The 12,369-nt window shown below is 63.8% G+C and carries 7 protein-coding genes and 1 pseudogene; 6 read left to right on the forward strand and 2 right to left on the reverse strand.

Going from position 1 to position 12,369, the window contains the following annotated elements; translation table 11 throughout:
• Positions 1–58: 58 nt before the first annotated feature.
• The 4 genes from JG747_RS20055 to JG747_RS20070 are packed head-to-tail and all read left to right on the forward strand — an operon-like array spanning position 59 to position 4,136.
• The gene (locus JG747_RS20055) at positions 59–1,246 is read left to right on the forward strand and encodes an ABC transporter permease (protein WP_064985684.1); all 1,188 of its coding nucleotides are present in this window, start codon (positions 59–61) and stop codon (positions 1,244–1,246) included.
• A 4-nt stretch (positions 1,247–1,250) separates the two neighbouring features.
• A complete protein-coding gene (locus tag JG747_RS20060) occupies positions 1,251–2,060 on the forward strand; it encodes an ABC transporter ATP-binding protein (protein ID WP_019858346.1) in 810 nt (269 codons plus the stop codon).
• Positions 2,061–2,074: 14 nt separating this feature from the next.
• Positions 2,075–3,448, forward strand: a complete 1,374-nt coding sequence (locus JG747_RS20065) for an MlaD family protein (protein ID WP_019858345.1) — start codon at positions 2,075–2,077, stop codon at positions 3,446–3,448.
• Positions 3,449–3,485: 37 nt separating this feature from the next.
• Positions 3,486–4,136 carry an ABC-type transport auxiliary lipoprotein family protein gene (locus tag JG747_RS20070; RefSeq protein WP_051112898.1) on the forward strand — a complete coding sequence of 217 codons (651 nt, stop codon included), beginning with the start codon at positions 3,486–3,488 and terminating at the stop codon, positions 4,134–4,136.
• A 25-nt stretch (positions 4,137–4,161) separates the two neighbouring features.
• Here the strand turns inward: JG747_RS20070 and JG747_RS20075 are convergent.
• Positions 4,162–4,777 (reverse strand): annotated as a pseudogene (locus JG747_RS20075) (exonuclease).
• A gap of 101 nt (positions 4,778–4,878) precedes the next feature.
• Entirely contained in the window at positions 4,879–11,292 is a 6,414-nt protein-coding gene (locus JG747_RS20080) for a kinesin (protein ID WP_202359883.1), read from the reverse strand.
• Positions 11,293–11,565: 273 nt separating this feature from the next.
• Between JG747_RS20080 and JG747_RS20085 the strand changes: the two genes are divergently transcribed.
• Together JG747_RS20085 and JG747_RS20090 are read left to right on the forward strand one after the other, a co-directional pair.
• Entirely contained in the window at positions 11,566–11,934 is a 369-nt protein-coding gene (locus tag JG747_RS20085; RefSeq protein WP_202359884.1) for an Hpt domain-containing protein, read from the forward strand.
• A gap of 99 nt (positions 11,935–12,033) precedes the next feature.
• Positions 12,034–12,354 carry a 2Fe-2S iron-sulfur cluster-binding protein gene (locus JG747_RS20090; RefSeq protein ID WP_010909663.1) on the forward strand — a complete coding sequence of 107 codons (321 nt, stop codon included), beginning with the start codon at positions 12,034–12,036 and terminating at the stop codon, positions 12,352–12,354.
• The last annotated feature ends 15 nt before the right edge of the window (positions 12,355–12,369 follow it).

Consider the following 12,369-nt stretch of genomic DNA (forward strand, 5'->3'; position numbering starts at 1 on the left):
GCCAGAAGGGTTGTCGGCAAATCGACAAGGTCGGACCCATCAGGCTAAACAGGACGCCATGTTGACCATCGGCAAGCGCGACGCAAGCGGCACCACCGCCTCGGAGGCTGACCACCAACCGCGCGTCGCGGTCGGCGAGGAGGGTGGCGTGCTCGGCTGCGCGTTCTCCGGAATCTGGACGACACGGACGGTGGCGCTGATCGACGCCGACATGCGCAAGATCGAGAAACGAAACGGTTTCAAGACCTTGGCGCTCGATCTTTCGAAAATCGAGAAGATCGATACCGCCGGCGCCTGGCTGATCGACCGGCTGGTCAGCGCCTTCGAGAAGAAGAACGTCGAGGTCCGGATGCAAGGCCAAAGCGAGATCGCCGCCATCCTGCTCGACGCGGTCGGCGAGGCTGTGCGGCGCGAACCCGAATCCGGCCCGGCGCGGCCGCCCAACATCGTCATTCGGGCGCTGGAGGCGGTTGGCCGGCGCGTCTACGAGATGCGCGACGATTTCTTCGCCTCGATGAATATTCTGGGCGCCACCATCCGCGGTGCGCAGATGAAGCTCGGCCGTGGCCATGCCGTCAACCCGGCGGCGATCTTCAACCAGATCGACCGCATGGGCGTCGGCGCCATTCCTGTGGTGGTGCTGATGTCGGCGATCGTCGGCGCCATCGTTGCCCAGCAAGGCGCCTACCAGCTCAGCTATTTCGGCGCCGATATCTTCGTCGTCGACCTCGTCGGCGTGCTGATCCTGCGCGAACTCGGCGTGCTGATGACGGCAATCATGATCGCCGGCCGCTCCGGCAGCGCGATCACCGCCGAGATCGGCTCGATGAAGATGCGCGAGGAGGTCGACGCGCTGAAGGTCATCGGTCTCAATCCGATAGGGGTCCTGGTCTTTCCGCGGCTGGTTGCGCTGGTGATCGCCTTGCCGTGCCTGACGATCATCGCCAATTTTGCCGCACTCGGAGGCGGCATCGTCGCGGCGTGGCTCTACTCCGATATCCCACCCGCCGCATTCATCGACCGCTTGCGTGTCGCTATCGATCTCAGCACGATTTTCGCCGGGCTGATCAAGGCGCCGTTCATGGCCATGATCATCGGCACGATCGCCTCGGTCGAAGGCATGAAGGTCGGCGGTAGCGCCGAATCGCTCGGCCAGCACGTGACCGCCTCCGTGGTGAAGTCGATCTTCGTCGTCATCATCCTCGACGGGCTTTTCGCCATGTTCTACGCAGCCATCGAGTTCTGACACCATGGCGAAGGGCAATGGCATCAAGGTGGAGGAAAAGGACGAGAACGAGATCGTCCTTTCGGTGCGCGACGTCACCGTTGCCATCGACGACAAGCTGATCCTCGACAAGCTTTCGCTCGACATCAAGCGCGGCGAGATCCTGGGGTTCGTCGGCGCTTCGGGCGCCGGCAAGTCCGTCCTTTTGCGGACCATTCTCGGGCTGATGCGCAAGCAGTCGGGAACGATCAAGCTGTTTGGTGTCGACGTCGACAAGGCAAGCGATATTGAGCGCCTGCGCATCGACATGCGCCTTGGCGTGCTGTTCCAGCATGGCGCGCTGTTTTCGGCACTGACCGTGCAGGAGAACGTGCAGGTGCCGATGCGCGAATATCTAGACCTGCCAAGGAAGCTGATGGACGAGCTGGCGCTGCTCAAGATCGAGCTGGTCGGTCTGCCGCCGGACGCGGCGCAGAAATTCCCGTCAGAACTTTCCGGCGGCATGATCAAGCGCGCAGCACTTGCGCGCGCCCTGGCGCTCGACCCGGATATCGTCTTTCTCGACGAGCCGACGTCCGGCCTCGACCCCATCAGTGCTGCCGAGTTCGACGAACTTGTCGTCAAGCTGCGCGACACCATGGATCTGACCGTCTATATGGTCACGCACGACCTCGATACGCTGTTTACCGCTTGTGACCACGTGGCGGTGCTCGGCAAGAAGAAAGTATTGGTCGAGGGCACCATCGACGACATGCTGAAGAGCGAGGAACCGTGGGTAAAATCCTATTTCCGCGGAAAACGCGCCCGCCAACTTGATCTTGCCGCACGTGCATAGCCATAAGTGAAATAATGGAAACCAGAGCCAACTACGTCATTGTCGGCATTTTTACGCTGGTTGCGATCCTGGCGGCGTTCGGCTTCGTCTACTGGACGGCGGCGATCGGCGACAGAGGCGAGACGACGCTGCTGCGCGTGCGCATCCCTGGTTCGGCTTCCGGTCTTGGCCGCGGCAGCTTCGTGCTGTTCAACGGCGTCAAGGTCGGTGACGTCAAGCGCGTCTATATCGACGTCGACAATCCGACTGTCGCCATCGCCGACACCGAGATCGACCGGCTGACGCCGATCACCAAGTCGACGCAGGCCGATATCGGGCTTGCCGGCCTCACCGGGCAGGCCAATATCGAGCTCAAGGGCGCCGACCCCAAGGAAGTGAAACTCCTCGACCAGGCCGAGAAGGAAGGCAAGGTCGCCGAGATCGTCGCCAACCCTTCCGCCGTGACCAATCTGCTGCAGACGGCGCAGAACATCTTCACCCGCGCCGACAAGGTGCTGAGCGAACTCGAGGGCTTCACCAGGGATGTTCGGGGGCCGCTGACGCAGACCGTGCAGAATGCGCAGACATTCTCCGATGCGCTGGCCAGGAATTCCGACGGCATCGACAAGTTCCTGTCCAGCGTCAGCGCGCTGTCCGACGAACTGAAGGGCGTGTCCGGCAAGCTCGACGGCACGCTGAAGGCGGCGGAAGGCCTGCTCAATGCCGTCGATAGGGACAAGATCAAGAGCATCGTCGCCAATGTCGATACGGTGACCGCGAACCTCAAGCAGACATCGCAACAGCTCGACGGCGTGATCAAGAATGTCGACACGGCGGTCGGGTCCGTCAATGATTTCGCCAAGCAGACGCAAGGCACGCTGGCCAAGGTCGACGGCGTGCTCGAGGGTGTCGACCCGGCGCAGGTGCGTGAGGCTTTGGCCAACATCCAGAAGGCCAGCGAAAACGCCAACAAGGCCGCTGCCGACATTGCCGTGGTGACCGACAAGTTCGCCAACCGCGCCGATGACATCGACCAGACGATCAAGGATGCCAAGCAATTGGCGCAGCGGCTCAACGACGCCTCGGTACGCGTCGACGGCATCCTCGCCAGGGTCGATACCTTGCTCGGCTCGGGGCAGGCCGACGGCGTGATGGCCGACGCCAGGGATACGCTGAAGTCGTTCAAGCAGGTTGCCGATACGCTGAATGCGCGACTTGGCGTCATCACCGACAATCTGGCGCGCTTCTCGGGCCAAGGCCTGTCGAATGTCGAGGCGCTGGTGCAGGACAGCCGCCGCTCGATCACGCGCATCGAGGAAGCAGTCACGGATCTCAGCCGCAATCCGCAGCGCATTCTTTCGGGTGGCGACGGCGAGGTTCGGCAATTCGACGGCAGGGCGCGGCGTTGACTTCGGCGCCTCCTCGCCCCAAGAACATGAGTTGCGGATGCGGGTTGATCTTACGATCCGGGGACAACGGGGATCGCGCGTGAAGTCGGTGTGGGTGAGAACAGGTGGATTGACACCGGCTGCGGCGCTGCTTGCGCTATCGCTTGCCGGCTGTGCGGTACTGGGCGGCAAGCCTGCGCCGCTCGACACATTCGAGCTTTCGGCGCCGTCGGTTGACGCCCATGGCCATAGCCGCAAGCAAATCCTGATCGCCCAGCCCTCGGCGCTCAAGGCGCTGGACAGCCAGAACATCGTCATCAAGCCCTCCGACCACTCGATCCAGTATCTGAAGGGCGCGCAATGGGCCGACCGGCTGCCGCTAATCGTGCAGGCGCGGCTAGCGGAGACCTTCCAGCGTTCCGGCAGCTTTGCCGGCGTCGGCAAGCCGGGCGAGGGCCTGGCGATCGATTACCAGGTGATCGTCGAGATCCGTTCCTTCGAAGTGAGTGTGGACGGTGGCGAACATGCCGAGGTCGACCTGTTCGTGCGCCTGCTCAACGATCGCAACGGCGAGGTGCGCGCTTCCAAGAGCTTCACCGCGTCCGCGCCCGTTTCGGGCAGCGGCAATCCCGCCTATATCAGTGCGCTCGACAGTGCCTTCGGCGATGCCGCCAAGCAGATCGTTCGCTGGACGGATTCGGTGATCTGAGCGCAATCCCGCCAGACGCTTCAAGCTACAAGCGGTCGAAGGCTTCCGGCCGCAGCTTCCCGGTCTTCATCAGATGCTGCAGCGTGTAGGTTACGGACAGCGCGTCGTCGAGCGCGTCATGTCCCTGCAATGGCGGGTGTTCGACGCCGTAATAGTCCGCGAGCTTGTTGCTCGGCGTGTGCGCCAGATCCTCGATCGGCATCCCGGCCGCGATCAGCAGCTTGACGGCGTTGTCGAACCGGGTGGCGGGGATGGACGGCCGAATGCCCGCGACGTAGCAGCTGATGGCCATCATGTTCAGTTCGTCCTTGCCCCAGGACCAGAACCGCGCGCCATCGGAAAAGCGATCGACCCCGGCAAGTGCTTCTCCAAGCGCAACCCCTTCGGTCTCGATGTTTTTCTTGGTGATGCCGGTCAGTCTGGTGAAGAACGGATCGAGTTCGTATCTCCGGCCAAACCGGTCGATCGGTCTGATATAGGCCTTGTGCGTGCCGAGCAGCGGGAAAGTCATCTTCGAGACCGAGCCTGACCGGGCCAATCTGCGCGATGACCGGGTCGGGATCGTGGGCTGCGCACCAAAACCGACGTTGCGACCCCTCAAGGCAGAGAAACTCGCAGTCGAATATGATGGCCGTCTTCACGGTTGGTACCCTTTTGGCGAGGGTCAGACAGGTGTGAATGGTTCAGCGCGCGACGGAGCCAGGGCCAGGCGGGACCATGGCCCCGCCTGTTCAATTCGTGGTTAGTGCAGGCGCCCGCTGGCGTGGGCCAGCATGGTGTAGACCTTGCCGGTGTCCGAGGTCAGGTAGGTCTGCGCCATGATGTTGTCGCGGTCGTTGCGCGAGACATCCTTGAGCAGTTTTTCGAAGTCGTCGCAGTAACGATCGACGGCGGCGCGGAATTCAGCCTCGCCCTGATACTTGCGGCGGATTTCGTCGAACGTCTGCTGGCCCTTCAGCGTGTAGAGCCGGCGCGTGAACACGTCCCGTTCGCCGCGCCGATAGCGGTTCCACAACTCGATCGAAGCATCGTGGTCGATGGCCCGTGCGATGTCGACGGACAGCGAGTTCAGCGATTCCACGACATGCAGCGGCGAGCGCTGGGCAGGGGCCGCGCGCGGTGCTTCGGCAGGCGCCGAAGGCGGTGCTGCCGGCCTGAGATCCGCCTCGTTCGATGCCGCGGTCAGCAGGTCGCGCACCCAGCCGCCCTGCGGCGTGCGGGCGCCGGCGTCAGGACGCTGGCGCGGCTCTGCCGGACGCTCTAGATCGAGCGTGCCGCGCAGTGCTGCACCGCCCAACGGCGCCTGGGGCGTGCGAAGCTCCGGCTGCGGTGCCGGCGCGCGACGCGGCGGTTCGGCAGGGCGTGCCGCCGGCGCTTGCGGCGCTGGACGCAGATTGCGTGGCTCCGGGCTGTCGCCGCCGCCGCGACCGGACTTCGCAACGATGTCCGAAAGCTCCTTCAGGGCGTTGATCTGCTCGGAAACGGCGCGGCGGATGGCAGAGGTCGATTCCTTTGCCTCTTCCGGCATCTCGATAACGCCTTTCTTGAGCTCGGCGCGGGTGAGGTCGAGTTCGCTCTTGATCGAGCTCGCGGTGCGCCGCATCTCATCGGTAGCATCTGCGAAGCGCTTGGTTGCCGAATCGACCACGTCGGTGATGGCGTTGCGGATCTTGTCGGCCGACTCCATCGTCTTGCCTTCGGCGTTCTGCAGCGTCTGGCCGACGAGGTTTTCGAAGGAGCGCATGACCCTTTCGAGGTCTTCCGACTTCTTGACCAGGCCGACGGCGAGGTCTTCGAGCGACGACTGCCTTTCCAGCGTGTGCTCGAGGTTGCTCTGGGCCGAACTCAACAGGTCCGAGGCGCTGGCCAGCAGGCGGCTGTGCTCATCGAACTTGGTGGCGATCGAGGCCACCTCGCGCAAGGTCGACGACGACAGTTCCGTCAGCCTTGTGGTGTTCGAATCGACCAGGCGCGCCGAGCTGGCAAAGGTCTGCGCCGCTTTTTCGGTTGTCGCCGCGAAGCTCTGCGTGCTGCCGGTCAGGCGTTCGTCGACCTGGCCGAGATTGACCGCGGCCTGCTCGATCAGCTGGCCGAGCTGCGAACTGGAATTAGTCATGCGGCCGATGAGATCGGCAACGCTGTCCGACAGCGACGAGCGGGCGCCTTCAACCGCCGACAAGGTCTCGGCGGTGCGGTTGGCGAGCGCGTTGACCAGGGCAGCATTTTCGCTGCGCAGCTTCTCGGTCGCGCGTTCGGTGACCTCTTCCATGCTTTTTTGCAGTTCCGAGCCGCCCTGGGCGAAGCGCTCGACTAAAGGCCGCGCGGTTTCGTCGAGGATCTTCGACATTTCGGCCGACCGCGCCGCGAGCATGGTGTTGAGTTCGCGGGTGTTGGCGCCGATCGTCTTGGCGGCGTCGTTGGTGCTCTGGCCGATATGCTGGCCAACAGCAGTGAAGGTCTCGGCGATCACATTGGCGCGCGAAACGAGCTGTGCCTCGGCGCTCGACACCTGCTCGTTGAGCCTCTGGCCTATCGTTTCGGTGGTGTGGGCGAGGCGGTTCTCGACGCTGGCGATCTGCTCCTCGACACGGGCGGCCGCGGCCGCCGCGGTCGACGCAAGACGCTCGTCGGCGCCGGCAAGTGCCTGCTCGATTTCGCGGGCGTGCACGGCCAGTTCCTGGCCGGTCTGGCGCGCACGATCGGCGACCTTCTGCTCGGTGCTGGCGAAAGCCCCGACGATGGTCTGCGCATGCTCGCCGATCGTCGAAGAGCTGTCGGCGATGCGCGAGACCAGGCGCTGGTCGGCCTCGTCGAAGATGCGGCCGATCTCGGACGCACGGCTGGACAGAGCATCCGAGCCCTCGGCGATGCGCGAGACCAGTTGCTGATCGGCGGCATCGAAAATGCGGCCAAGGTCGGTTGCACGGGCGGCGAGAGCCTCGGCGGATTCGCCGATGCGCATGCCGAGCCGCTGGTCGGCGCTTTCGAAGTTGCGCAGGATGTCACCGGCGCGGGCGGCCAGCGATTGTGCCGTCTCGACGGCGCGGGCGACCAGTTTCTGGTCGGCTGCGTCGAAGGTGCCGGCAATCTCGCTTGCGCGGGCCGCCAGATGATCCGCGGTATCCTGGGCCCGGGCAGCCAGCTGGTCGGCCGTTTCCTGGGCGCGGGCGGCGAGCTTCTGGTCCGCCAGCTCGAAGGTGCCGGCGATCTCGCCGGCGCGGGCGGCCAACTGATCGGCGGTTTCGTGGGCACGGGCCAGCAGCGAGCTGGAGGTGTCGTCGGCGCGAGCGAGCAAGGCGTTGGACGTATCTTCCGCACGGGCGTGGAGGCGACGGTCGGCTTCCTCGAAGGTACGGGCGATGTCTTCGGCCCGCGCCAAAAGGGCGGCGGACGTCTGTTCGGCGCGCTCGGCGATCTTGCGGTCGGCGTCGCTGAAGGCTGCACCGGCCTGCTCATGCAGCGCGCTGGTGACTTCCAGGACCTTTTCGCGCAGGGCGCCGGCGACGAAGACCGCGCTCTTTTCGAGCACGCTGCGGACATTGTCGACGCCGGTCGAGAGCGCGCGCTCCATGGTTCCGGCGCGTTCCTCGATGATGCCGGTCTGACGGCTGAACGCCTGCTCGATCTTCTCCACATCGGCGGCGATCGCGGCCGAAATGTCGGTGCTTCTGGCGGCGATCTGGTCGATATGACCGGACAGCGAGCGGTCGACGTCCTTGCGGGTCTCGGCGAGCTTGCCGAGATCGTCTTCCAGCGCGCGGCTCAGCATGTCGCGGCCTTCGGCCAGCCTGCCGACATGGCCGGCGATGACGCCGTCGATATCGCCGCGGCTTTCGCTCAGCCTCTGCAGGTCGGCCTCGAGGGCGCGCTTGAGAATGTCGCGGCCTTCGGCGAGCTTCTCAACCTGGCCGGCCACCAGCCCGTCGATGCTGGAGCGGCTTTCGGCGAGCTTGGCGAGATCGGCTTCGAGGGCGCGCCTGAGAACGTCGCGGCCTTCGGCCAGTTTCTCGACCTGGCCGGCGACCAGGCCGTCGATGCTCGAACGGCTCTCGGCCAGCTTGGCAAGATCGTCCTCGAGCGCCCTGGACAGGGTCGAGCGTTCCTGGACAAGCCTGTCGGCATGGCTGCTGACCAGGCCGCTGACGCTCTCGAGGTCGGCTTCCAGCGCCTTCGACAGCGTCGACCGGTCCTGGACGAGCCGCTCGGCATGGCTGTTGACGAGGGTGTTGACGCTATCAAGGTCGACTTCCAGCGCCTTCGACAGGGTCGAACGATCCTGGACGAGCCGCTCGGAATGGCTGTTGACGAGGCTGTTGACACTTTCGAGATCGGCTTCGAGCGCCCTGGCGAACTGGGCGCGGTCGTCGACCAGCTTCTGCGACTGGTCGGCAACGGTGTTCTTGATGGTGTTGAGGTCGGCTTCGAGGGCGCGCTTGAGAATGTCGCGGCCTTCGGCAAGCTTCTCGACCTGACCTGCGACCAGCCCGTCGATGCTGGAGCGGCTGTCGGCCAGCTTCGCGAGGTCGTCCTCGAGAGCCTTCGACAAGGTCGAACGATCCTGAACGAGCCTGTTCATGTGGTCGGCGATGACGCTGTTCACATTCTGCAAGTCGGCTTCGAGGACCCGCGAAAGCTGTCCGCGATCCTCCGCCAGCCTTTCCGACTGGCTCGATATGACACCCTTGATGGTGCTGAGGTCCGATTCCAGCGCGCGCTTGAGAATGTCGCGGCCCTCGGCCAGCTTCTCGACCTGACCGGCGACGAGGCCGTCAATGCTCGAGCGGCTTTCGGCCAGCTTGGCAAGGTCGGCTTCCAGCGTCTGCGACAGCAGGCTGCGGTCGTTGGCGAGCTTGACCGAGTGATCGTCAAGCAAGCTCCTGATGCCAGATAGATCGTCCTCGAGCGAACGGCCGAGTTGGCTACGGTCTTCCACGAGCTTTGCCGAATGCACCTCGATCAGGCTCTTAATGCCGGCAATATCGTTTTCCAAGGCCTTGGCGAGCACCGCACGGCCTTCGGCGATCTTCTCGACCTGACCGGCAACCAGCCCGTCAATGCTGGCGCGGCTGTCGGACAGTTTGCCGAGGTCGGCTTCCAGGGCGCGCGACAGAATGTTGCGGCCCTCGGCGAGTTTTCCAACATGACCGGCGACCATTTCATCAATGATCGTGCGCGCTTGCACGAGTTTTCCGGAGTCTTCGTTGAGAGCCAGCGAAAGCCGGTTGCGGCCTTCTTCCAGCCTTTCGAGGTGGCTGCCGAGCGACGCGTCGATGGCGGCGCGCGATTCGTTGACCTTGCGCAGATCCTCTTCGAGGGCGCGCGCGATCAGGCTGCGGCCTTCGGCCAGCTTCTGCACCTGGTTGGTCACCGCGGCATCGATGCCGTCGCGGCTTTCGGCGAATTTCTCCAGGTCCGCCTGCATGGCGGCCGCCATGCGGTCGCGGCTTTCGGACAGCTTGCGGCTGTGGTTTTCGACGGCTTCCTCAATGCCGACACGGGCGTCGGCGAGCCGCTGGATGTCGCTATCGAAGGAACGCGAGACGACATGACGCGCCGCTTCCATGCGACCGGCAAAATCGCTGGCGCGAGCCTCCAGCATGCTCGACGTCGAGGTGACGATGTCAGCCATGTCGGCGCCGATCTGGGTCTTGCCCTGATCGATCATCGCGGCCAGCGTATCCTTGCTCTCGGCGAAGGTGTGGGCGATTTCGCGGGCGCGCTCGACCAGCGTCTCGTTGATCTGCCGGGCGCGGGCCTCGAGCGCGGCGTTGAGCTTCTGCGTGCCGGTGTCGAGCGCTTCGGCGCGGGTCTGGAATTCGCTGATCAGGGCCTGGCCGCGTTCGGCCAGCGTACGTTCGATGCCGTTGAGACTGGCTTCGAATTCCGAATTAAGGGTGCGCGCGGCGCCGCCGAGCAGCGAAACCATGCCGGTGGTGCGATCGTCGAGCAGATCGGTCAGCGACCGGGTCAGGCCGTCCGTCGTATCCGTCAGCTTGGCGATGCGCGTGTCGAGCAGGCTGGCGAAGGCCTCGCCGGAGGTCGAAAGCTTGTCGGTGATGGTGTCGAGCCGGCCTTCCACCGAATCGAAGATCGACATCGAACTTTCATTGATGCGGTCGATGAGCGTGTCGCCGGAATTGGTGATCGTCATCGACAGCTTGGTCGACGCATTGAGGATCGAGTCGCGTATGATGTCGCTGGCGGAGCCGATTTCATCCCTGAGCGTTTCATGCGCACCGGCGATCGAGGCACGGACGCGCTCGGCATGGGTGACGACTGCCTCGCGCTCGCTGCCAAGCCCGTCGACGAGCGAACGGATGCGGGTTTCGTTTTCCGAATAGGAGCGCTCGATCTGGTTGACTTCGCTGTGGACCAGCGTTTCCAGCTCCACGGCGCGGGCAAGCGTGCGTTCGATGCCTTCGCCCATTGCCGCCACCTCGCGGCGAACGGCCTGGCCGATCATCATGACGCGATCCTGTGCCATGTTTTCCGGCTCGGTCAGGCGGAAGGCCACTTCTGTCATCGACTGGGCGGCAATGCGCATGTCCTGGGCGCGGCGAATCATGGCTGCGAAAGCCCAGAACAGGATGATCGGCACGATCGCCGCGACGGCGAGGCCAATCAGCTCGGGACGGGCAAGGAACTGGTCGAGTGTGCGGATCCTCCAGATGCTCGGTCCGAACAGCAGGTTGGCGAGCCCGCCGGCGCCGGCGATCCAGGCGAGCGAGACAAAGGCAACAATCCAGTAGACGGTGTTGGAGGCGCGCCTGTTGAGGCCGTGCAGGAGGGTCTTGTAATCCTTCTGACGATCATCATTGGCCGGCGCGAAGCCCGTCGTGGACTGGGTGCCATTGCCATTGCCATTGCGTGTCTCAACGGGGCGCAGTTCGGCCGGCTTGGCCTTCGGCGCGGGATTCGCGGGCTGATTGGCAATGGGAGCCTGATTGGCGGCGGCTGCCGGCTTCTGGTTGCGTCCCTCGCGTGCCAGCTCGTCGGCGGCCTGGGATATCTGCGCTTCCAGATCTTCCATCGAAGCCGCGATATCGAGATCGCCGCTGCCGATATCGCCGCTGAGGTCGAGATCGAGCGCTTTTTCCAGTTCCCTGGCCACGTCGCTGTCGAGATTTCTCGTCGTCGTCGTTGGTTTCTTTGCCATGCCTTCGCTACCCTGTACTAGCTGCCGCGGGGCTTATAATTGTCTTTTGTCGTACCCCGCGCAGGAGGCTGAAAATGGACCTTCGTATCGTAATGACACAGGGGGGTAAAGAAAACATGCATTCCGCGGGATACGTAAAACTTTAAATATAAGGTTAACGCAACCGTGATCCGGGCGCCGTTTTCGCAACATTTTTCCGGGCCATCCATTAACCCGTTGTCCATTGGATTCGCCTAGTTTTTCAGGCGGCCGAAGAAAACGGAGTTCGAGTTCATGCGTGGCGAAAGCGGCATTGCCTTTTCAATGCCCGGAGGCGACGTCTCGGGAACCAGACAGTCCCGACCGGTCGATTTGGCACACCTTGCCCGGCAAACGATGGGCGACCGCGCCCTCGAGCAAGAGGTGCTGGCGCTGTTTGTACAGCACGCGCTGTCGGTACGCGACAAAATAGTCGATGCCGATCTCAAGGACCGGCTTCTGCTGGCGCATGGGTTGAAAGGGTCTGCTCGCGGCGTCGGCGCCTTTGCGATCGCCGATTGTGCCACTGAGATCGAGCGGCAGCCGGAAGACGGCCAGGCCCTCAAGCGGCTCGGCAAACTGATCGACGAAGTGCGTGATTTCATCGCCGCCATCAATCGCTGACCCGGTTTGTGGAAAAACGTCACCGAGAGGCGCTTTCGCACGGCAGTTGACTTGTCTGCGGGAGTGATTATCTCGGCGGAAACTCCCTTCAGGTGACAAATGACCAAGCTGACCTTCATCGCCCATGACGGCACACAATTCGACGTGGACGCCGAAAACGGCTCGACGGTCATGGAAAACGCCATCCGCAACGCCGTGCCGGGGATCGAGGCGGAGTGCGGCGGCGCCTGCGCCTGCGCCACCTGCCATGTCTATGTCGACGAGGCCTGGACGGCGGAAGTGGGCGAGCCGGAAGCGATGGAAGAGGACATGCTGGACTTCGCCTACGACGTCCAGCCGAACTCGCGGCTGTCCTGCCAGATCAAGGTGCGCGACGCGCTCGACGGCCTGGTGGTGCGGGTACCCGAGCGCCAGGGCTGAAAAGCGGATTTTTCC

Source organism: Mesorhizobium sp. 131-3-5 (assembly GCF_016756575.1).
GTDB lineage: Bacteria > Pseudomonadota > Alphaproteobacteria > Rhizobiales > Rhizobiaceae > Mesorhizobium > Mesorhizobium jarvisii.